Genomic DNA, 20,795 nt, shown 5'->3' with positions numbered 1-20,795 from the left:
CGCGCAATCGGCCGTTGGAGTTTCGGTAATCAGCATTTCTTCCACGTTCGGTACACGCGCGCTTGCCAGACTCCGCCGGTCGAATCAGGGGTGAAGGAGAAACGGGTATGGGGTCCGACGTGTTGCCGTGTTACGTGGCGTGCGACGTCTCGCTGTCGATGGCCGACCACATCGAGGAGCTGAACGGGGGGCTCCGCGAGTTCCGCGGCGCGATCCACGCCGACGCGTCGATCGCCGACCGCGTGCTCTGCAGCGTGATCGGCTTCGGGGAGGAGCCTTCGGCGGTGCACGGGCTGTGCCTCGCGGCCGAAGTCGCCGAGCTGCCGCCGCCGGGCCCGTGCGCCGGCACCAACTTCGGCCCGGTGTTCACGTTCCTCCGCTCGGTCATCGACGTCGACGTCCGGCTCCTGGAGACGCACCGGGTGCGCGTGCTGCGCCCGCTGGTGTTCTTCCTGTCCGACGGCCAGCCGACGGACCCGGTGACCTGGCCGGCGGCGTTCTCGGCGCTGTGCGACCCGGCGTGGGCGCGCCGCCCGCGCGTCGTGGCGTTCGGCGTCGGCGACGCGGACGGAGAGGCCCTGGGCCGCATCGGCACGTTCCGCACGTACCTCGGCCGCGACGGCGTCCGCCTGGGGACGGCGCTGATCGCCTCGGTGATGCACGTTCTGTCCACTTCCGGTCCACCGCCCGACCGCACCCTGTCCTGAAAAGGGGGTGGCAGCCATGGAAACGCACTGAAGGAGAACGACAGTGGAGCGTGCCGAGCTGGTCCAGGAGCTGAAAACGCTCCGCAAGGGCCGCGGCCTGGCGGGCCGGATCGAGGACCGGGTGGGACCGGTGCTGCGAACGGCGTGCGCGGTATCCGACGGCGACGGGCTGGTGGCGATCCGGGAGAAGGTGTCCGCCCGGCTGACCGAGTGGGCCTCGGACCTCCCGGACGACCTGCGCCTGGCGGTGCTGGCGGCCTTCGCGATCTGCGCGGAGGCCCGCCAGCCGCTGTACCAGGACCGGGTCCGCTGGGCGGCGCAGAAGATGGACCGCGACCCCCGGACGATCCGCCGCCGCATCGACGACGCGATCGAGCAGATGGCGGAGCAGGCGTTTTCGTCCGCCCCGCCGGCCGTGTCCTCGGCGGACTGCTGGCACACGACGTCGTTGTCGGTGTCTCTCGTGCTCGACGAACTGCTGGTGCTCGAGCACCGCCGGATCACCGCCGACCAGGACGGCGTGCGCTCCGTCGACCTGGCGGTCTCGCTGCCCGCCGGACGTCCCACGGCCACCGTTCTCCACGGCGGGACCCTGGTGGACCGCGGCATGGAGACGCCCTCGCGGTGGGGGTACGGGCTGGAGTTGCCGAGGCCGTTGTCCCGGGGCGAGTCGTGGGAGTGCGCGGTGCTGTTCCGGCCACCGTCCCTGTGGCCGTTCCTGGTGTCGGTGCCCAGACAGCCGTGCGACCGCTTCGACCTGCACGTCCGCTTCGGCTCCGACGCGCCTTCGGAGGTCTGGGCCGTGGATGGAGCGTTCCAGCGGGACGTGACGGACCCGCGCTACCGAGGCCGCCGGGAGCCGGTGGACCCGTCCGGGGAGGTCCACCTGCGATTCCGCGCCCTCACCCCGGGTCTGGCCTACGGCACGCGCTGGGGGTGATCAGTCGAGCAGCCGTTGTTCCTTGGCCACCGCGACCGCGCCGGACCGGGTGTCCACCGCGAGCTTCCCGTAGATCCGGCCGAGGTGGGTCTTGACCGTCGCCTCGCTGATGAACAGCGCGCGGGCGATCTCCTTGTTGCCCAGCCCCTGGGCCAGCTGACGGAGGATGTCGCGCTCGCGGTCGGTGAGCGAGGGCCGGGGTGCGCGCAGCTGGGCCATCATCCGGTCGGCGACCGGCGGGGACACCGCGGTCCGGCCGGCCGCGGCCGCTTCGATCGCCGCGTACAACTCGGTGGCGGACCCGGCTTTCAGGAGGTAGCCGGTGGCCCCGGCGGCGATGGCCCGGCTGATGTCCGCGTCCGTGTCGTAGGTGGTCAGGACGAGGATCCGGGGACCACCCGGGGTGCTCCGGATCCGCCGCGTCGCCTCGATCCCGTCGATGCCGTCGCCGAGCTGCAGGTCCATCAGGACGACGTCCGGGTGCAGGGCAGCGGCCGTCGCTACGGCTTCCTCACCGCTCGCCGTCTCGCCGACGACTTCGATGCCGTCGGCGCCCGAAAGCAGGGCGCGCAGGCCGGCGCGCACGACGGCGTGGTCGTCGCAGACCAGGACCCTGATCACGGGACAACCTCCAGCGGGATCGCGGCCGAAACGACCGTGCCCTGGCCGGGCGCGGACTCCACGGTCAGCCTGCCACCGAGCTGCCGCGCCCGGGCCCGCATGGCCGGCAGACCGTGGCCGCGCCCGCCTTCGGGTGCCGTCTCGAGGAAGCCCCGGCCGTCGTCGGCAACGTCGAGGACGACCTGGTCGTCGAGGTAGGTGAGGGTGAGCACGGCGCGGCCGGCCTCGGCGTGCTCGCGCGCGTTGGCCAGCGCGCCCTGGGCGATCCGCACCAAAGTGGACTGAACGCGTTCGGGCAGCGGCCGTTCGGTGCCCTCGAACCGGACCTCCACCGGCAGCCCGGCGCGGCCGGCCACGGCGTCCAGGGCCTCGGCGAGGGTGGCGCCGTCGAGGTCGGCGGGTGCGAGGTCCTGCACGAGCCGCCGCGCTTCCGACAGGTTGCCCGCCCCGATGGCCTGCGCGGCACGGACGTGTTCGCGGGCCAGCTCGGGCCGGTCCCAGGCCTGGTCGGCGGCCTGCAGCAGCATGGCCTGGCTGGACAGCCCCTGCGCGAGCGCGTCGTGGATCTCCCGCGACACCCGGCCCCGCTCGGCCAGCACTCCCGCGCGGCGCTCGGACTCGCTCAGCCGCTCGGCTTGCCGGCGCATGAAGGTGATCACCGCGGCCGTCATCACGGCGATCGCGATCGGCACGATGGTCAGGTTCGGGTCGAAGCCGTCGGCCAGCCGGTTCTGCGAGACGACGACGAGCGCGGTGACCACGGTGACCAGGCCCAGGGCCGGGCCGGTCGGCAGGGTGCGCAGGCCGGTGATGAACAGCGGGATCGCCGACCAGGCGAAGCTGGGGGCGAGCACCACCAGGACCACCCAGAACGCCAGGACCACCGCCAACCAGAGCCCGTTCCGGGACCTGATGCCGATGCCGTAGGCGATCACGAGCGCGGCAGTCAACCCGACCACCCAGGGCGCGAGCGCGGTGCCTTCGTGACGCGTCAGGTACCGGACGGCCGAGGCGAGCAGGAGCAGGAAGAACGCCGAGTGCATGACCGCGGCGAGCCACCGCGCGTCGGAGTCGGCCGTCATGCGCTCCATGGTTCCTCCCTGCTCGTCCGGGACCAGCGTCAGCCCGGTCCGGAGGCGGCGCATCAGCCGATCGGATGACCCGGTTGTCGGCCGGGACGACGACCGGATCGGCCTGGTGGCGGGGTGAGGCTGGAGCCATCGAACCGATCGACCCCGAGGAGCAGACCATGATCTCGACCCGTACCCGGATCGCCGCCGCCGTCGCCGGCCTCGCCGCGGTGGGCGTCACCACCGTCGGCGCCGTGTCGGCCACCGCCGCGCCGGCTCCCACCGTCAAGGGCGTCGTGCAGACGTCGCACCTGTCGATCGCCGCCGCTTCGAAGGCCGCGCAGGCCGCTTTGGACGCCGCGGCGAAGGCCGGCCAACACGTGTCGGTGGCCGTGGTGGACCGCGACGGCAACACCATCCTGACCCTGCGCGGCGACGGCGCGGGCCCGCAGTCCTACAGCTCGGCCCAGCAGAAGGCGTTCACGGCGGTCTCGTGGAACGCGAAGACGTCCGAGCTGGCCGGCCGCCTGCAGCAGACCCCGACGTTGAAGGACATCGACGGCACCCTGTTCCTGGCCGGCGCCGTCCCGGTTGCGTCGGGCTCCGCCCCGATCGCCGCGGTGGGTGTCGCGGGCGCGCCGTCGGGTGCGCAGGACGAGTCGTTCGCCCAGGCCGGCGTGGACGCGCTGGGCAAGTAGCGTGGCACCGGTGTTGATCAGTGATGTCCGCCCCTGGGGTGGCGAGCGCAGCGACGTCGAGCTGAACGGCGACCGGATCGCCGCGATCCGCCCGCACACCCCGGGGGTCGCGGCGGCCGTCGAGGGCCGCGGCCGCCTCCTGTTCCCGTCGTTCAGTGACGTCCACGTCCACCTGGATTCGACGCGGATCGGCCTGCCGTTCCGCCCCCACACGGGAGGCCCGGGCGTGGTGGCGATGATGACGAACGACCGTGAAAACTGGCGGTCGGCCGAGGTGCCGTTGCCCGAGCGGGTGGCCGGGACCCTGGAGCGCATGATCGCCCACGGCACGACCCGCGTCCGCAGCTACGCGCAGGTGGACGTCGACTGCCGCTTGGAGAAGCTGGACGCGGTCCTAGCCGCCCGGGAGAAGTTCGCGGCCCAGGCCGAAGTGCAGGTCATGGCGTTCGCCCAGGCCGGCATCCTGCGCGAGCCGGGAACCTACGACGTGCTGGACGCGGCCATGCGTTCGGGCGCAACGGTGATCGGCGGCATCGACCCGTGCACCCTGGACCGCGACCCGAAGGGCCACCTGGACGCGGTGTTCGCACTGGCGGAGAAACACCAGGCGGAGGTCGACATCCACCTGCACGAGCCGGGCCACCTGGGCTTGTTCTCGACGGACCTGGTGATCGAGCGCGTCCGAGCCCTGGACATGCGCGGCAAGGTGACGATGTCCCACGCGTACGACCTGGGCTCGATCTCGGAGTCGGTGAGCCGCCGGGTGATCGACGACTTCGCCGCACTGGACATCGCCATGACGACGGTGGCTCCGTCCGCGGCGGGCCAGCTGTCCCTGCTGGACCTGGTCGCCTCAGGCGTCCGAGTGGGCCTGGGCGAAGACGGCCAGCGGGATTATTGGAGCCCGTACGGCAACTGCGACCTGCTGGACCGCACCTGGCAACTGGCCTTCACACGCGGCTTCCGGCTGGACGCACACATCGAGCTGTCGTTGGCCGTGGCGACAATGGGCGGCGCGTCGATCATGAGCCACACGGTTCCGCGCTTGTCGGGCATCACGGACCGCCCGGGCTTGGCCGTAGGCGACCGAGCGGACTTGGTCCTGGTGGACGGCGAGACCCCGACAAGCGCGGTGATGGACCGAGGCCAAGACCGCACGGTGCTGCACAACGGCGCCGTAGTAGCCGACGGTCTGGCCGTGCTCCAGCCATGAGGAACTACACCGAATTTCCGGCCCTCGCGAATGTCTGCCTCGAGGACAGCTACGTCCTCACCATCGCCGAGACTCCCAGCTCGTTGTCGTTCAGGCTGGACGTCGTGCTGACCCGGTCACACCCGCGATACCACGACCCGCTTTCTGGCGAAAGCCACTGCTATGCGGACGCGACACTGATCCTCGCCGAGGCAACGAAGATCGAGTGGATTTCACGGCCGGCGGAAACCTACCGCGACGCCAGTGGTGAAAAAGACCTCGAAAATATCGACAGCCTCCACGAGAAAGCCGGCTACTACGAGATGACAGGAGATTGGGGCCACGTCCGAATAGCTTCGACTGCGGCTCCACGACTCGACTTCGCGCAATAGACCGCTATCCCTGCAACGCGCTCGGCAAGGTCTCGTTATGAACTAAGTGCCCCCGGCAGGATTCGAACCTGCGACACCCGCTTTAGGAGAGCGGTGCTCTATCCCCTGAGCTACGAGGGCTTACCTTCCCCGGTCAGGCTACCCGACAGTTCGCATGCAGGGCGGCGGGGCCTGCGGGCGTTCTGAAGAGGTGACGTGCACTGGACGAGCACGGCTGCGAACAGTGATACGATGTTACCCATCGTAGTCGACCGCCATCGTCGATGACGGGCGGTTCTCGGCACTACCGTCTCCGGCAACCGACAGGACGGAGCCGGAGTGCGTACGTACTACGACGAGGATGACTACGAGGGTTACGAGGCCGGGCAGGACCTGCTGGTCCGCCGTTTCAGCACCTGGGCGGCCGCGCAGGGGCGCGAGATCTACCCGTACGCCGTCATCTCCGCCCTTGAGTTCCGGCACACGTCGATCGATGGGCGGCTCGCCTACTGGACCGCCGCCCTGGTCCGGGACTTCCTCCTCTCGTATGTGCCGCGCACGCTGTCGGCCACCGCCGATGATGCCGTGCTCGTCCCCGGGACTTTGCGCCTCTTCCTCCGGTACCTGCACGAGACCGAGCTGGTCGACGCCACGGGCGACCCCCTGGCCGACCTCGAGGAGGCCGTTGCGAAGGCGTCGTCCGAGTTTCCGGCCGCCATGGCCGACCAGCGCAACTTCGGTGTCGGCAAGTTCTGGGTGATGACCGCGATCCGGAACGGGATTGATCCTTCGGACTCCGATGCCATGAACGCCTTCCTCTCCGAGGTCCGGGCGGGGAAACATCCTTACGACGCCGGACTCGTCGCCGACATAGCCGCCAGGCATGTCGGTGAGCAGGGTGGACGGGCGCTTCCGCAGCTTCCGGTGTCGTTGCCGGCGGAGGCGGAGCTCGTGGATGCCGCAGAGCGCTCTTCGCTCGTGGTCAAGCTGCGGACATTCGCCGAATGGGTGGGCGACGGCCGGACGTTGACCGGTACCGGCACCCTCAAACTCGCCGACGCCCGTGAGCTCGTGGCACTACTCGACACCGGTGACCGGCTCGAATGGGAGCTGGGCGGCGAGGTCCAGCGCGTCCGCAGCAGCGCCGATCTGCCGAACCTGGCCATTCTCTTCGAACTCGCGAAGCGCGCGCGGATCGTACGGGTCGTCAAGGGCAAGCTGGTTCGCGTCGCGAAGGCGGCGCCGCTCGTGAAGGACGCTCTCGCCTTGTGGACGGCCGCGTTTGACGCGCTTCCCGAGCGGGGAGTGCTGGTCAAGGATGGCCCCGGCTACGCCGTGCTGCTCGACGACTGTCTTGACTTCGTGCTGCCGGATGTGTTCAACACGATCTACGGGATGCCGGAGCCGATACCCGTGGTGCGGCTCGCCGAAAGTGCCTGGCTGGCCTGTTGGGAGAGCACTTACGTCGATCTTGCACCCTCGATCGAGCCGCTCTGGCGGGACGGGCTCGGCCACGAGTTCCGGCGGTTGCTCACCAAGCTGGCCGAATTCGGTGCGGTCGCGCTGACCACGGGACCGGCCGATCCGATGTACACCATGGACCTGGTGCCGGAGAACGCCGAGCTCCCGCCGGAAGTCCAAGATCGCTTGCGTGGCGCCCTCGATGCGCCGTCGGTCGAGCTGGTCGCCCTCACGCCGCTCGCGACCTGGGCGGTCCGGGAACGGCTGCGGAGAGAGGGCCGGTTCGTGCCGGTGGTGGGTGAGCTTGCTGTCGCCACTCCGGCGGCCATGCTGGGCGTAGTCGCGGAGCATTACAGCGAAGAGACAGCCGCGGCGGAGATCGACGGCTGGCTGGCTGCGCACGGTGGCCGGGACGCGGGGCTGCCGCTGCTGCTGGACGCCGTCCGCCGGTGCCCGTTCCGCACGCGGGCGTCCGTCATGCTCGAGATCCTCGTCGATTCCCTTCCCGACGGCGACGCGGTACTGCATGATCTGCGCGTTGAACCGGGCTTGGGTCCGATCGCGATTCAGCTGCTGGTCGAGCGTGGAGCACTGGCTCTCGAAGAACTCGATGCACGCGAAGGTCTGCTCGCCATCACAGAGCAGTTCCTCGTATTGCTGGAGACGGCCGGTCCGGAAGCCACGGCCGCGACGTTGGCCGAGGTGCCCGCTGATGAACTCGCTCACCTCGCGGAAGCGATGCCCGCGTCAGGCCACCCGGACCGGGTAGGGCTCGCGGAGTTGGCCGAAATGTTCGAGGCGGTCCGGCCCGTCCGCAACGTTCATCCGCTCGGCGGGGTGACCCGATCCCAGAGCAGCAAAGGGAAGGGTAAGAAGCGCCGACGCTGACTGGGCGTCCCGGATAGGGTGCCCCCTGTGGGGACCAAAGGCGAACTCCGGGCAGCTCGTGAGGCGGTTTCCGCCTACCACGAGGCGCGGCTCGCCGAACTGGTTGCGCACGTGGCGGAGGCGGTCGACCGCCACCGGGCTGGGGAACTGGACGCCTTCGAGGTCGACGAGGTGATCCATCAGTACCACCGTGCACGGCAAAAGCTGTGGGCGTTCTGCGAGCTGTCCGGTTCGAACGCCGAAATCACCGTGCACGTCCTTCACCGCATGGCTGACGAGGGCGAAACCATCGACTGGTGGGAGCGAGGCACGACTCGGCGTCGTGGGTGATCACGGGCGACCCGACTCTCGTCGTCACCCAGGTGAGTGGTTCTTACCTGTGACCAACAGCGGGCTTACACCCGGCCGGACGGCGCACCTGACCTGGACGGACCAGTCGGTCACCTGGTCGTGTCTGGTTTCGAACTGCTGAACAACAGTAGGTAACCTTCGTTAACGGGACGCGGGGAGCCGCCTCCTACTGGCTGTTGCGGAGGGCTTCGTTGATCAAGCTCATGTTCGCCGACGACGAGGAACTGGTGCGCTCGGGGTTGCGCGCGATGATGTCCGGGGCTCAGGACATCGAGATCGTGGGCGAAGCCTCCGACGGCAGATCCGCGGTGGAGGTCGCGCGGCGGTACCACCCGGACGTTGCCCTGCTCGACATCAAGATGCGGGCTCCGGACGACGGCATTCGCGCCCTCAGGGCCATCCTCGCGCTGCCCGATCCGCCCACCGTTGCCATGCTGACCACCTTCGACATCGACGAATACGTCAGCCTCGCTCTCAGACTCGGCGCCAACGGCTTCCTCCTCAAGGACATCGATCCCGCGGCGCTGCTCCGGGCCGTGCGGGACCTGAGCCGCGGCGGGGCCGTCCTGGATCCGGGGGTGGCCGCGCGGATGGTTCAGTCCCACCGGGACGAACAACGCGCTGCTCAGCCCGCCCGGAAGCTGCTCGCCTCTCTGTCCGAACGCGAGCGTGAGGTCGTCGCGCTCATCGGGCAAGGGCTTTCCAACGCCGAGATCGGCGGGCGCCTGCACCTCTCCGAAGCCACCGTCAAGGGGTACGTCTCCGCCGTGCTCTCCAAGATCGGCGCCGCCAACCGCGTGCAGGCCGCTCTGCTGGCCTACCGCGGGGGCCTGCTCGACCAGTAGATGCTGCTCACGGCGCTGGAGTTCCTCGGGCTCGTCGCCTTCGCGGCGTCCGGGGCGCTCGCCGCCGTGCGGGCCCGGCTCGACGTCTTCGGCGTGGTCGTCGTCGGGCTCACCACCGCGCTCGGCGGCGGTGTGATCCGGGACGTCCTGCTCGGCATCCACCCGCCCACGACGCTGCGGAACTGGCCCTACCTCGCCGTCTGCGCGGCGACCGCCCTCGTCGTCTTCGGCTTCCACCCGCAGGTCGCGCGGCTTCGACGCGGGGTGCTGCTCGCCGACGCGCTCGGGCTCGGCGTCTTCGCCACCGCCGGGACGACCATCGCCCTCAACGCCGGCGCCCCCGCCTACGCCGCGTGCCTGATCGGCATGACGACCGGGATCGGCGGCGGGGCCGTGCGCGACCTGCTGCTCCGGGAAATCCCGCTCGTCCTGCGGAAGGAGATCTACGCCGTGGCCGCGCTGGCCGGCTCTGTGCTCGTCGCCGTCGGTCACGCTGTGCACCTGCCCGAAGGGCCGGTGACCGTCGTGGCGGCCGCCGCCGTCGTCACCGTGCGGATGGTCGCGCTCTGGCGGCACTGGAACGCCCCGGTCGCGCGAGCACCGGAGTGAGGATTCTCTTTGTGTGTTCTGTGTGTGTTCTTAGGCGAGTCTCAGCACGCTGAGTAAAACTGTCGCCATGCGCATCCTTGTGGTGGACGACGACCGCGCCGTCCGTGAGTCGCTCCGGCGGTCCCTGGAGTTCAACGGCTACCAGGTCGAGCTGGCCAGCGACGGTGCGCAGGCGCTGGAGGCGATCATCGCCGACCGGCCGGACGCGATGGTGCTCGACGTCATGATGCCCCGGCTGGACGGCCTCGAGGTGGCCCGCCGCCTGCGCAGCACCGGCGACGACCTGCCGATCCTCGTGCTCACCGCCCGCGACACCGTCTCCGACCGTGTGTCCGGGCTCGACGCCGGCGCCGACGACTACCTGCCGAAGCCGTTCGCGCTGGAGGAGCTGCTCGCCCGGCTGCGGGCGCTGCTGCGCCGCGCCAGCCCGGACGCCCAGAACGGCCAGGCGTCGGAGATCCTGTCCTTCGCGGACCTGACCCTCGACCCGGGCACGCGGGAGGTCCGCCGCGGTGGCCGCGAGATCAGCCTGACCCGGACCGAGTTCGCACTGCTGGAACTGTTCCTTTCCTACCCGAAGCACGTCCTCACGCGGGGCCGGATACTGGAGGAAGTATGGGGTTACGACTTCCCGACGTCGGGCAACGCGCTGGAGGTCTACGTCGGCTACTTGCGCCGCAAGACGGAGGCCGAGGGGGAGCCGAGGCTGATCCACACGGTGCGGGGAGTGGGCTACGTCCTGAGGGAAACCCCGCCGTGACCGAGCCCGGCGACCCCCGCGGCACGCGCTGGGGGACCCGCCGGTTCTCGCTGCGCGGCCGGGTGACGCTGCTCGCCGCCGCCTGTGTCGCCGGCGCCGTCGCGCTGGTGTCGATCGGCGCGTACATGGTCGTCAGCAACAACCTCTACCAGCAGCTGGACGACAGCCTGATGGCGCGCGCGCAGGCCGCCGTCGCCTCGCCGCAGGTGCAGACCGAGCTGCGACAGGTCCCGGGCGCCTTCCTAGCCAGTGCCGACCTGCAGATCGGGCAGCTCACGGCCGCGCCGGACGTCCAGCACGCCGTGATGACCTACCCGCTGTCGAGCTCGGCGCCGCCCTTCGACCAGCACGAGCTGGACGTCGCGAACGGCGACTCGCCGCAGTCCCTGCGGACGGACTTCCGCACCGACAGCCGTGTCGTCGCGCTGCCGTCCGGGCACGGCGAAGCGATCGTGCTTGCCCAGTCGATGGGGCCGACCAAGCGCACGCTGAACGAGCTCGCGCTGGTGCTGTTCCTGATCGGCGGCGCCGGCATCCTGGTCGCCGCCGCCGCGGGCACCGCCGTCGCGCGCGCCGGCCTGCGCCCGGTCGACCGGCTGACGTCGGCCGCCGAGCGCGTCGCCAAAACCGGCGACCTGCGGCCGATCCCGGTCAGCGGCGACGACGAGCTCGCGCGCCTCACCACGACGTTCAACACCATGCTCGGCACGGTCGCGGACTCGCAGGAACGCCAGCGCCAGCTGGTCGCGGACGCCGGCCACGAGCTGCGGACGCCGTTGACGTCGCTGCGCACCAACCTCGAGCTGTTGCTCGCCGCGAGCAAGCCCGGCGCGCCGCCGCTGCCGGACGAGGACCGCACCGACATCGTCGCGGACATCAGCGGCCAGCTCGACGAGCTGACCCAGCTCATCGGCGACCTCGTCGAGCTCGCCCGCCAGGACGAGCCGCGCGAGCGCTTCGAACGCGTCGAGCTGCTGGACGTCGTCGAGCGCGCGCTGGACCGGGCGCGGCGCCGCGCGGGCGAGATCAACTTCGACGTCTCGCTGCAGCCGTGGGTGCTCACCGGCGACAACAGCTCGATCGAGCGCGCGGTGCTGAACCTGCTGGACAACGCGGTGAAGTTCTCGCCGCCGGACGCGACGGTCTGGGTGCGGCTGTACCCGCTCGGCGACGGCACCGCCGTGGTCGAGGTCGCCGACGCCGGCCCGGGCATCGCCGAAGAGGACCTGCCCAAGGTGTTCGACCGGTTCTACCGCTCGTCGGAGGCGCGGACGCTGCCCGGTTCGGGCCTCGGCCTGGCGATCGTGAAGCACGCGGCCGAGCGCCACGGCGGCGCCGTGTATGCGGCGCGCGCGCCCGAGGGCGGCGCGTTGATGACGATCCGGTTGCCGGGGGCGCCCGGCTGATCCGGACGTTGTCCGGACGCCGTGGCGGTGTTGTTCGGCCGGGGCGTCCCGCCGGCGCCGTGACCTGCCATGGTGAAGTTCATCCCCGCCGACTCTGCGGATCCTGTGTTGAATCGTGTAGGATTTTGTGTGGTTGGGGTGTGACGGGGACGGAGTTGACCATTGCTGGCGCGTCAGCGACAGGCGGTGATCCTGGAAGAGGCACGCCGGACCGGTGCGGTCCGGGTCAGTGACCTCGTGACCAGGCTGGGCGTGTCCGACATGACGGTGCGCCGCGACCTCGACGTGCTCGCCGGGCGCGGGCTCGTCGAAAAGGTCTACGGCGGCGCCACCTCGGTCATCGGCAAGAGCACCGACGAACCCGGGTTCGAGGCCAAGTCCGTGCGCCAGCGCGCGCAGAAGGAAGCCATCGCCGAGCTGGCCGCGACGCTCGTCCGGCCCGGCACCGCGATCGGCATCTCCGCCGGCACCACCACGTGGACGCTGGCGCGGGCGCTCGACGCCATCCCCGGGCTCACCATCGTGACGAACTCGATCCAGGTCGCCGACGTGCTGCGCGGGTCGACGCAGCCGGACCGCACCGTCGTGCTCACGGGCGGGGTGCGGACGCCGTCGGACGCGCTCGTCGGGCCGGTCGCGGTGCACAGCCTGCGGTCGCTGCACCTCGACGTCGTCTTCCTCGGCGTCCACGGGATGGCCGAGGGTCCGGGGTTCACCACGCCGAACCTGACCGAGAGCGAGACCGACCGCGCGCTGGTCGAGGCCGGGCGCAAGCTCGTCGTGCTCGCCGACCACACCAAGTGGGCCACCGTCGGGATCTCCACGATCGCCGACCTGGACGAGGCCGACGTCGTCGTCACCGATGACGGAATTCCCGACGAGGCCAAGGAAATCCTCGCCGAACGGGCGGGGGAACTCATGATCGCCGAGACGGCGGAGACGGACGAGGCCGAAGAAGCGTGAAGCGCACCGTACGACACCTGGCCGACGGCCGGGAGATCATCTACTTCGACCAGCCCGGCACGCCCGACCGGGTCGCCGAGGACACCCGTGACCTGCCGCCGGTTTCGGCCGCGTCGGAAATCCGGCTGGACCCGCTGACCGGCGAATGGGTCGCGATGGCCGCGCACCGGCAGACGCGCACCTACAAGCCGCCGGCCGACCTCTGCCCGCTGTGCCCGAGCAAGCCCGGGAAACCCAGTGAGATCCCCGAAAGCGACTACGACGTCGTCGTCTTCGAAAACCGCTTTCCTTCTTTCGCCGAAGACGTCATCGGCGAGCCGTCCACTGTGGACGGCCTCGGGCTGGTGCAGGTGCGGCCCGGCCGGGGGCGCTGTGAGGTCGTGTGCTTCACCAGCGACCACGACGGCGCTTTCTCGCGGCTGAGCGCGAAGCAGGTGCGGGCCGTCGTCGAGGCGTGGGCCGACCGCACCGCCGCGCTGTCCGAAGTGCCCGGCGTGGAACAGGTCTTCCCGTTCGAGAACCGCGGCGAGGAGATCGGCGTCACGCTTTCGCACCCGCACGGGCAGATCTACGGCTACCCGTTCGTCACGCCCAAGACCGAGCGGATGCTCGACGTCGCCCGCGCCTACCAGGCCGAACACGGCCGTCCGGTGCTCGGCGACGTGCTGGCCGCCGAGCGGAAGTCCGGCGCGCGCGTGGTGGCGTCCGGCGAGCACTGGACGGCGTACGTGCCGCCGGCGGCGCGCTGGCCGGTCGAGGTGCACGTCGTGCCGCACCGGCAGGTGCCCGACATCCCCGCGCTGACCGACGCCGAGCGCGACGACTTCGCCGACGTCTACCTGGACGTCCTGCGCCGCTGTGACGCCCTGTACGACCGGCCGCTGCCGTACATCGCGGCGTGGCACCAGGCGCCGGTGCGCCGCGACCGCGAGCTCGGCTGGCTCCACCTGGAACTGTTCTCCGTGTTGCGCTCCAAGGACAAGTTGAAGTACCTGGCGGGGTCCGAATCGGGCATGGCCGTGTGGGTCAACGACGCGACGCCGGAGCAGATCGCGGAAAGGCTCCGCGCCGCGGGCTGACCCCGGCCATACTCATCTCCGATGCACAGGTTCGGCTCAGGAACCTCTCAGGACCGTCCCGCAAGGTGATGACATGACCGAGAACGACCCCAGCGCGCACGACCCCGCGGCGCCGCGGCACCCCGAGACCGGCCAGCAGGCCGCTCAGGGCGGCTGGGCGGGGAACCCGTTCGGCGAGCAGGCCACCCCCGAGACCGGCGGCACGCCGCAGTACTCGGCGCCGGAGCCGTCCTACCACGCGGTGACCGGGGCCGATCCGTCCTACGGGGCGCAGCAGCAGCCGCACCCCAACCCCTGGTCCGCCCAGGGCGCGGGCGCGGCGCCGGGCCAGACCCAGCAGAGCGTCTACCCGAACCCGAACCCGTATGCGCAGCCCGGCACGTCCGGCTACGGCGCGGCGCCCGTGCCGCCCAACCAGCCGAAGCGCTCCGGCGGGAAGATGCTCGCCGGCGTCGCGCTGGTGGCGCTGCTCGTCGGCGGGATCGCGGGCGGCGCGGTCGGGTACCTCACCGGCGGCTCGTCCGGCGGTCCGGCCGGCAACGCGCTCGACGCGCCGAAGCCGGCCCAGCAGACCGGCAACGCCCCCGCCGGCTCGGTCGAGGCGGTCGCGCAGAAGCTGTCGCCGAGCGTCGTCGAGCTGCAGGTGAGCGGGCAGCAGGGGGCCGGCGAGGGCTCCGGGTTCGTCATCAGCACCGACGGCTACATCCTGACCAACAACCACGTCGTCGAGGTCGCCGCGAACGGCGGCCAGATCCAGGCCGTGTTCCAGGACGGCAAGAAGGCCGCCGCCAAGGTCGTCGGCCGCGACCCGACGACCGACATCGCCGTGGTCAAGGTCGACGGCGTCAACAACCTGACCCCGGTGGAGATCGGCCGCTCCGACGACCTGAAGGTCGGCCAGTCGGTCGTGGCCATCGGGTCGCCGTTCGAGCTGGCCGGCACGGTCACCTCGGGCATCGTCAGCTCGCTGCACCGGCCGGTGCGCGCGGGCGGCGGTCAGGGCGGCCAGGAGACGGTGATGGACGCCGTCCAGACCGACGCGGCGATCAACCCGGGCAACTCGGGCGGTCCGCTGTCCAACATGTCCGGCCAGGTCATCGGCATCAACTCGGCGATCTACAGCCCGCAGTCGGCCAGCCAGGGCCAAGGCCAGGGCGGCTCCGAGAGCGGCAACGTCGGCATCGGCTTCGCCATCCCGATCGACCAGGCCCGCCGCACCGCGAACACGATCATCAAGACCGGCCAGGCCGTGCAGACCTACATCGGCGCGCAGGTCACCGACGCCCCGCAGGGCGGCGCGCAGCTCGGCGCCATCACCCCGGGCAGCCCGGCGGAGAAGGCCGGCCTCAAGCCTGGCGACGTCGTGACGAAGATCGACGACCGCAACATCGACAAGTCCGACACGCTGGTCGCCGCGATCCGCACCCGGGCGCCGGACGAGAAGGCGAAGTTCACCCTCTCCGACGGCCGCACGATCGAGGTGACCCTCGGCGGCCAGCCCGTCCCGGCCAACTGATCCCGTCCAGACGCTCGGCCGCCCTGGTGCGGCCGAGACCAGCATCGGCTCGACCTCCGCAGTTTTGGGGCCGGACCCACAAGGCCACGCGCGACCCAGGCATTCGTTGCCGGTCGCGCGTGGCCGCATTTTCGGCCCCGGTCAGGTGCCGGCCGGGGTGTCCGGTGGGGCATCACGCGTGTCTGATGGGGCGTCTCGCGTGATTGGGGAGGCATCACGTGTGTTTGGAGGGGCATCTCGCGTGATTGGAGGGGCATCACGTGTGATTCGGCGGACGACACGGTGGAGCGGTGGGGTCAGCAGGGCCGCCAGCCAGACTGCGGCCAGGGTCAGGGCCAGGCCGAGGCCGGGGTTGCCGTCGTGGAGGCCGGGCATCGGCGGGGTGCCGTACGGGCGCCAGAGCAGCGGGAACGCCAGGATCAGCAGCACGCCCGTGAGAACCGTGGCCGTGACCACCGGGACCCGCCACGGTGGCCGGAGGACACGGGCGAGGGCGAAGCCGAGCACCGCCGTCAGCGGGGCGATCAGGCCGTCGTTGACGAGCGGGCCGCCGACGATCCAGCCGACCGTCCCGAAGACGTCCGGGCGCAACGGCAGCGCGTACTCGGCGAAGAGCACCACACCCCACGCCAGCGCCGCGAGGCCCGGCAGGGCGAGCAGAGCGCGAGCGGTCTTCACAGCGCCTCCAGTTTCGAGACCCACTTCGTCTGCAGCACGCCGGGCCGGTTCGGGGCGATGATCCGGCACGGGAAGCCGTGGTCGAGGTCGAGCTCTTCGCCGTTCAGCTCCAGCGCGAGCAGCGTCAGCTCGTCGGCCGTGTGCTCACCGGGCAGGACGCTGACGCCGTACAGCCCGGAACGCTCCAAAGAGGACACCCGCAACGCCGTGCCCGGTTCAGCGCCGACGGCTTTCAGCAGCGTGGGCACGGAAATCCCGCGCCAGGTCGCCGACTGGCTCCAGCCCTCCACACACGCGATCGGCAGTTCGGCCGTCGTCTGCGGGAGGGCGCGCAGCTCGTCCAGCGAGAACTTCCTCGTGCCGCGGGGAGTCACGACCGAGAGCCGCCAGGAGGCCGACCGCGTGACGCCCGCGGCCGCCGCCGTCCGGTTCACCGGGAGGCCCTGCGTGCCCTTGCCGGTTCTCCACGACAGGCCGGAAACGCCGCGCAGGAACGGAACGGTCGCGCCGGCGGTGGCGACGACCGCGACCCCCGTCGCGAGCCCGGTGGTGCGCAGGAACCCGCGGCGGGACAGCCCGGCGGCCGGCTTCTCCTCCGCCGCCGGTGTGCCGCGGCTCAGCGCGCGGCGGATGACCGGCAGCTTCACCGCGACGTGCACCAGGATCGACCCGATCGCCAGCCACGCGACCGCGTAGTGCACCTGCGGGAAGTAGAACCCCCACGGGTAGTTCTGCGCGACGTTCAGCAGCCCGGTCGTCAGCTCGAAGAACGCCGCGCCCGAGAGCACCAGGATCGAGAGCCGCTCGAGGGCGTGCGGCAGCGACCGGACGAGCGGCCGGCCGAACAGCTTCGGGTAGACGCTCCACAGCTTCGCCAGCAGCAGCGGGATCGACGCGATCCCGGAGATCACGTGCAGCCCCTGTGTGACGCGGTAGAGCCCGACCGGGCGGCTCGGCCAGAAGAACCACTCGGGCGGGTGCTGGATCAGGTGGCTGATCAGGCCGGTCACGAAGCACGTGGTGAACGTGATCGCCAGCGCCAGCCCGATCTTCGACGTCACGCGTTCGTCGTGCGCCGGCGCCTTGAAGTGTTCTTCCTCGGGAATCGGCAGTTTCACGATCGCTCCAGCCGTGCGAACCAGCGGTGCCCGTGCCGGGTCGTCCAGTCGACGCGCAACCCGGCGCGGAGGGCGACTTCGGCGATCGCGTCCACGCCGACCCACGCCCAGGCGAACCACGCGACGTCGGCGTGCCCGGGCCGCAGCCGGACGCGCTCGTGCCGCAGGCCACGGCCGGGCGGCTCCAGCTCGACGAGCACGTCACCGTCGCCGTCGATCAGCCCGGCCGCGCGCCGCAGCAGGGCGACCGGGTCGCCGCCGATGCCGATGTTGCCGTCGGCGAGCAGGGCGTGCCGCCACCGGCCCTCGCCGGGCACCCGGTCGAAAACGTTGCGGCGCAACGCACTTCCGCCGCGACGGCGCGTCAGGCGCACGGCGGTCCGCGAACTGTCCACACCCAGCGCGACGACCCCGCGTTCGGCCAGCGCGGCGGTGAGCCGGCCGGGGCCGCAACCGATGTCGAGCGTCGGGCCGGAACAGGCGTCGAGCAGCACCTCGTCGCCCTCGGACCGCGCGGTCCAGCGCTCGACCGGCAGCTCGATCCGTTCGCCGTCGGCGAGTTCGAGCCAGCAGTGGTGACCGAGCAGGCCGCGGTCGAACTCGTTGCCGAGCAAGGTCGTCATCACGCGACCGCCCGGCCGTCGACCGCCGCGACGGCGCGGGCGAACCGGCCGTCCGGGCACAGCGCCGCCACCGCGCGGGCGTCCGCCATGGTGTCCACATCGGACAGTCGGCCGGCCCGGTGCGGCCGCAGCCCGCACGTCATCAGGGCGCGCACCGTGCGTTCGCCGGTGTCGTCGCAGGACATCGGAACGCCCGCGAGCACCTGCGCGTGCCGCGGCTCGGCGAGCCCGAGTGCCCACCAGCCGCCGTCCTCGGCCGGGCCGAGCACCGAGTCGTGCCCGCCGTCGACGACCGGAGCCGCCGCCGCGGCCAGGGATGCCGGGGTGACCTGCGGGGTGTCCATGCCGATCTGGAGGATTGGGAGACCCGCGTGCACCGCGGCGGCGTCCGCATGGGCGTTGGCGAGGCGGGCGCCGAAGTCCCACCCCCGCTGGGGGACCACGGTGGTGCGGCGCAGCGCCGAGCCGATCTCGGCGGACCGCGCGGCAGCGTCGAGGTCGCCGGTCATCGCGACGACGGGCGCGGCGCCGGGCACCGCGCACACGGCGTCGAGCGTGTCGAGCAGCGCGGCCGCGGCGATCTCCGCCGACTGGGCGGGTGTCGCCGGCGGGCAGAGCCGGGTCTTGGCGAGGCCGGGCACCGGCGCCTTCGCCACGACGAGCAGCACGAACCGGACGGTCATCGCGCCAGCACCCGCCCGAAGTCGCGGACCGCGCGCAGCGTGCCCCGCACCGAGCCGGACACCTTCGACTTCGTGCCCTTGGCGCGTTCGCCGTAGCGGACGTCGAACTCGCGGACCCGCCAGCCGGCCCGCTGGGCCTTGATCAGCAGCTCGAGCGGGTAGCCGAACGCACGATCGGCGACGCCGAGACCGAGCAGCGCCCGCCGGTCCGCGGCGCGCAGGGGCGCGATGTCGCGCACCGGCAGCCCGCGGCCGCGCAGCAGCAGCGCCAGCACGACGTTGCCGGCCCGCGCGTGCCAGGGCCACACGCCGGGCCCGGTCGGCACCCGCCGTCCGACGGCCAGGTCGGCGCCGGACTCGACCGCGGTCACCAGCCGCGGCAGGTCGCCGAGGTCGAGGGACCCGTCGGCGTCGGCGAAGCACACGATGTCCGCCGTGGCCGCCTCCAGGCCCGTGTGCACGGCCGCGCCGTACCCGCGGCGCGGTTCGTGGACGACCTTCGCGCCGAGCGAGGCCGCCACTTCGGGCGAGCCGTCGGCCGAACCGTTGTCGACCACGATCGCGCGGTAGCCCGGGGGCAACCCGGCCAGCACACTCGGCAGAGCACCGGCCTCGTCGAGGCAGGGCAGGACGACGTCCACTCCTGAATCAGTCACGGCGCCGACCGTAAGTCCACCGTGGACCGTGGGAAACCCTTGCGCTCCTTACTGAATCATGACGAGTGACGAGTTCTTACCAGGTCGTTACGGATCCTTCGAGCGCCGCGCGCGGGGTGCCCCGGGGACTTATGGTGGTGGGTGATGAGCGAGCCGAACCCGGCAGCCCGGCTCGCCGAGCCGCCTGCCCGCGAACCCGAAGACCCGGCACTCGATCGGCCCGGACGCCGCGCCACCCGAGCCGATCTCCTCGCCGTCGCGGCGGCCGTGGTGCTCGTGGCCGCGGCCGCCGCGGTCGGCTCGTACTACAACCGGCCCCATTCGGGTGTGATCATCTTCGTCGCGGCGCCGCCGTTGTTCGCCGACTGGCTGCCGCACGTCGGGCCCGGCTCGGTGTTCGCCGTGCTCGTCGCCGTCGCGGTGGTGGTCCAAGGGCCGACGCTGGCCGCTCGGCTGCCGTGGCGCCGGGCGCTGGCCGCCGGCTACCTGGCTTCGCTCGCCTGGATCTTTTCCCTGGCCATGGTCGACGGCTGGTCCCGCGGCTTCGCCGGGCACCTCACCATCCCGCAGGAGTACCTCCACGAGGTGCCCGGCATCACCGACATCCCGCGGATGCTGCGCGAGTTCTCGTCCCGCATCCTCGACTTCCAGCCGAACTCCTGGACGACGCACGTGTCCGGCCACCCGCCGGGCGCGACGCTCGTCTTCGTCTGGCTGGACCGCCTGGGCCTGCACGGCGGCGCCTGGGCGGCGACGGCCGTGGTGCTCGTCGGCAGCCTGGTCGCGGTGGCCGTGCCCGCGACGGTCGCCCTGCTCGGCCGGCCGGACGCGGCGCGCGCGGTGCTGCCGTTCGCCGTGCTGACGCCCGGCGCGGTCTGGATCGGCGTGTCGGCTGACGGCCTGTTCGCCGGGACGACCGCCACCGGACTGGCACTGCTCGCGTTGTCCGCCAAGGGATTCACCCTTGGCCGCCGGTACGCCGTCCCGGCCGGGCTGGCGGCCGGCGTGCTGCTCGGGTTCGGGATCTTCCTCTCCTACGGCCTGGTGCTGCTCGGCCTGCTCGCGGTGGCCGTCGCGATCCTCGGCCGGCAGTGGCGGGCGGCCGCGCTGGCCATCGTCGCGGCCTTCGCCGTCGTCGGCGTCTTCGCGTGGGCTGGCTTCTGGTGGCTCGACGGCTACCACCTGGTCGTCGAGCGTTACTACCAGGGCGTCGCGCTGGTCCGGCCCTACTCGTACTGGGTCTGGGCCGACCTGGCCGCGGTGACCGTCGCGCTCGGTCCCGCGGTGGTGGCCGCCCTCCGGCGGGGCCTGGCCAAGGGACCTCGCGGCCTGCTCACCGACCCGGTGCTGCTCCTGGGCGCCGCCGCCCTGGTCACCATCGTGTTCGCCGACGTCTCGGGCCTGTCGAAGGCCGAGACCGAACGGATCTGGCTACCGTTCGGGGTGTGGTTGCTGCCGTTGACGGCCCTGCTGCCGCGGCCCGGACGCCAGTGGTGGCTCGCCGCCCAGGCGGCGACGGCCCTGGCGGTCAACCACCTGTTGCTGACCGGCTGGTGAGGG

Annotated in this window: 22 protein-coding genes and 1 tRNA gene; 15 read left to right on the top strand and 8 right to left on the bottom strand. The window is 71.6% G+C overall.

The window, feature by feature from the left end; genetic code table 11:
- Window positions 1–107: 107 nt before the first annotated feature.
- Window positions 108–707: a vWA domain-containing protein gene (locus ACYVLJ_RS03070; RefSeq protein ID WP_460437674.1), complete on the top strand. Its 600-nt coding sequence runs from the start codon at window positions 108–110 to the stop codon at window positions 705–707.
- 43 nt (window positions 708–750) lie between these two features.
- Window positions 751–1,647 carry a hypothetical protein gene (locus ACYVLJ_RS03065; RefSeq protein WP_460437673.1) on the top strand — a complete coding sequence of 299 codons (897 nt, stop codon included), beginning with the start codon at window positions 751–753 and terminating at the stop codon, window positions 1,645–1,647.
- On the opposite strand, the gene ACYVLJ_RS03060 is transcribed toward ACYVLJ_RS03065, so the two are convergent.
- Together ACYVLJ_RS03060 and ACYVLJ_RS03055 are read right to left on the bottom strand one after the other, a co-directional pair.
- Complete coding sequence (locus ACYVLJ_RS03060) at window positions 1,648–2,268, bottom strand: response regulator (RefSeq protein WP_451968619.1); 621 nt, start codon at window positions 2,266–2,268, stop codon at window positions 1,648–1,650.
- On the bottom strand, window positions 2,265–3,413 hold the full coding sequence (locus ACYVLJ_RS03055) for a sensor histidine kinase (RefSeq protein ID WP_460437672.1): 1,149 nt from the start codon (window positions 3,411–3,413) through the stop codon (window positions 2,265–2,267). Before ACYVLJ_RS03055 ends, ACYVLJ_RS03060 begins: the two co-directional genes overlap by 4 nt.
- 104 nt (window positions 3,414–3,517) lie before the next feature.
- Between ACYVLJ_RS03055 and ACYVLJ_RS03050 the strand changes: the two genes are divergently transcribed.
- Genes ACYVLJ_RS03050 through ACYVLJ_RS03040 form a run of 3 tightly spaced genes read left to right on the top strand, consistent with a single transcriptional unit; the run spans window position 3,518 to window position 5,620 of the window.
- Window positions 3,518–4,036: a GlcG/HbpS family heme-binding protein gene (locus ACYVLJ_RS03050; protein ID WP_460437671.1), complete on the top strand. Its 519-nt coding sequence runs from the start codon at window positions 3,518–3,520 to the stop codon at window positions 4,034–4,036.
- 10 nt (window positions 4,037–4,046) lie between these two features.
- The gene (locus ACYVLJ_RS03045) at window positions 4,047–5,249 is read left to right on the top strand and encodes an amidohydrolase family protein (protein ID WP_460437670.1); all 1,203 of its coding nucleotides are present in this window, start codon (window positions 4,047–4,049) and stop codon (window positions 5,247–5,249) included.
- Window positions 5,246–5,620 carry a hypothetical protein gene (locus ACYVLJ_RS03040; protein ID WP_460437669.1) on the top strand — a complete coding sequence of 125 codons (375 nt, stop codon included), beginning with the start codon at window positions 5,246–5,248 and terminating at the stop codon, window positions 5,618–5,620. The genes ACYVLJ_RS03045 and ACYVLJ_RS03040 overlap by 4 nt, the downstream gene beginning before the upstream one ends.
- A 47-nt stretch (window positions 5,621–5,667) precedes the next feature.
- Here ACYVLJ_RS03040 and ACYVLJ_RS03035 read toward each other — a convergent pair.
- Window positions 5,668–5,740: transfer RNA gene (locus ACYVLJ_RS03035), tRNA-Arg, on the bottom strand.
- Window positions 5,741–5,938: 198 nt separating this feature from the next.
- Here ACYVLJ_RS03035 and ACYVLJ_RS03030 point away from each other — a divergent pair.
- From ACYVLJ_RS03030 to ACYVLJ_RS02990, 9 genes are all read left to right on the top strand, one after another.
- Window positions 5,939–7,948, top strand: coding sequence for a hypothetical protein (locus ACYVLJ_RS03030; RefSeq protein ID WP_460437668.1), 2,010 nt, complete (start codon window positions 5,939–5,941; stop codon window positions 7,946–7,948).
- Between the two features lie 27 nt (window positions 7,949–7,975).
- Window positions 7,976–8,278 carry a hypothetical protein gene (locus ACYVLJ_RS03025; protein WP_460437667.1) on the top strand — a complete coding sequence of 101 codons (303 nt, stop codon included), beginning with the start codon at window positions 7,976–7,978 and terminating at the stop codon, window positions 8,276–8,278.
- 212 nt (window positions 8,279–8,490) lie between these two features.
- Complete coding sequence (locus ACYVLJ_RS03020; RefSeq protein WP_013230063.1) at window positions 8,491–9,144, top strand: response regulator; 654 nt, start codon at window positions 8,491–8,493, stop codon at window positions 9,142–9,144.
- Window positions 9,145–9,753: a trimeric intracellular cation channel family protein gene (locus ACYVLJ_RS03015; protein ID WP_451968576.1), complete on the top strand. Its 609-nt coding sequence runs from the start codon at window positions 9,145–9,147 to the stop codon at window positions 9,751–9,753. It begins immediately after the preceding gene.
- Window positions 9,754–9,820: 67 nt separating this feature from the next.
- Complete coding sequence (locus ACYVLJ_RS03010) at window positions 9,821–10,513, top strand: response regulator transcription factor (RefSeq protein WP_125312437.1); 693 nt, start codon at window positions 9,821–9,823, stop codon at window positions 10,511–10,513.
- Window positions 10,510–11,919: a HAMP domain-containing sensor histidine kinase gene (locus tag ACYVLJ_RS03005; RefSeq protein WP_451968574.1), complete on the top strand. Its 1,410-nt coding sequence runs from the start codon at window positions 10,510–10,512 to the stop codon at window positions 11,917–11,919. The genes ACYVLJ_RS03010 and ACYVLJ_RS03005 overlap by 4 nt, the downstream gene beginning before the upstream one ends.
- A gap of 162 nt (window positions 11,920–12,081) precedes the next feature.
- Window positions 12,082–12,882: a DeoR/GlpR family DNA-binding transcription regulator gene (locus tag ACYVLJ_RS03000; protein ID WP_460437666.1), complete on the top strand. Its 801-nt coding sequence runs from the start codon at window positions 12,082–12,084 to the stop codon at window positions 12,880–12,882.
- A complete protein-coding gene (gene galT, locus ACYVLJ_RS02995) occupies window positions 12,879–13,961 on the top strand; it encodes a galactose-1-phosphate uridylyltransferase (protein WP_460437665.1) in 1,083 nt (360 codons plus the stop codon). Before ACYVLJ_RS03000 ends, galT begins: the two co-directional genes overlap by 4 nt.
- A 73-nt stretch (window positions 13,962–14,034) precedes the next feature.
- On the top strand, window positions 14,035–15,477 hold the full coding sequence (locus ACYVLJ_RS02990) for a S1C family serine protease (protein ID WP_451968569.1): 1,443 nt from the start codon (window positions 14,035–14,037) through the stop codon (window positions 15,475–15,477).
- Between the two features lie 141 nt (window positions 15,478–15,618).
- On the opposite strand, the gene ACYVLJ_RS02985 is transcribed toward ACYVLJ_RS02990, so the two are convergent.
- From ACYVLJ_RS02985 to ACYVLJ_RS02965, 5 genes are read right to left on the bottom strand one after another with little or no spacing between them, the layout of a single operon-like run.
- Window positions 15,619–16,155 (bottom strand): hypothetical protein, encoded by a 537-nt coding sequence (locus ACYVLJ_RS02985; RefSeq protein WP_460437664.1) that lies wholly within the window; start codon window positions 16,153–16,155, stop codon window positions 15,619–15,621.
- A complete protein-coding gene (locus ACYVLJ_RS02980) occupies window positions 16,152–17,273 on the bottom strand; it encodes a molybdopterin-dependent oxidoreductase (RefSeq protein ID WP_460437663.1) in 1,122 nt (373 codons plus the stop codon). The genes ACYVLJ_RS02985 and ACYVLJ_RS02980 overlap by 4 nt, the downstream gene beginning before the upstream one ends.
- Window positions 17,270–17,896 (bottom strand): class I SAM-dependent methyltransferase, encoded by a 627-nt coding sequence (locus ACYVLJ_RS02975; protein ID WP_460437662.1) that lies wholly within the window; start codon window positions 17,894–17,896, stop codon window positions 17,270–17,272. The genes ACYVLJ_RS02980 and ACYVLJ_RS02975 overlap by 4 nt, the downstream gene beginning before the upstream one ends.
- The gene (locus ACYVLJ_RS02970; protein WP_460437661.1) at window positions 17,896–18,579 is read right to left on the bottom strand and encodes a TIGR04282 family arsenosugar biosynthesis glycosyltransferase; all 684 of its coding nucleotides are present in this window, start codon (window positions 18,577–18,579) and stop codon (window positions 17,896–17,898) included. The genes ACYVLJ_RS02975 and ACYVLJ_RS02970 overlap by 1 nt, the downstream gene beginning before the upstream one ends.
- Window positions 18,576–19,220, bottom strand: coding sequence for a glycosyltransferase family 2 protein (locus ACYVLJ_RS02965; protein ID WP_451969840.1), 645 nt, complete (start codon window positions 19,218–19,220; stop codon window positions 18,576–18,578). Before ACYVLJ_RS02965 ends, ACYVLJ_RS02970 begins: the two co-directional genes overlap by 4 nt.
- A gap of 159 nt (window positions 19,221–19,379) precedes the next feature.
- Between ACYVLJ_RS02965 and ACYVLJ_RS02960 the strand changes: the two genes are divergently transcribed.
- A complete protein-coding gene (locus ACYVLJ_RS02960) occupies window positions 19,380–20,792 on the top strand; it encodes a hypothetical protein (protein ID WP_460437660.1) in 1,413 nt (470 codons plus the stop codon).
- The last annotated feature ends 3 nt before the right edge of the window (window positions 20,793–20,795 follow it).

This window comes from Amycolatopsis stemonae, assembly GCF_054781455.1.
This window is presented reverse-complemented; position numbering and strand designations above follow the sequence as displayed.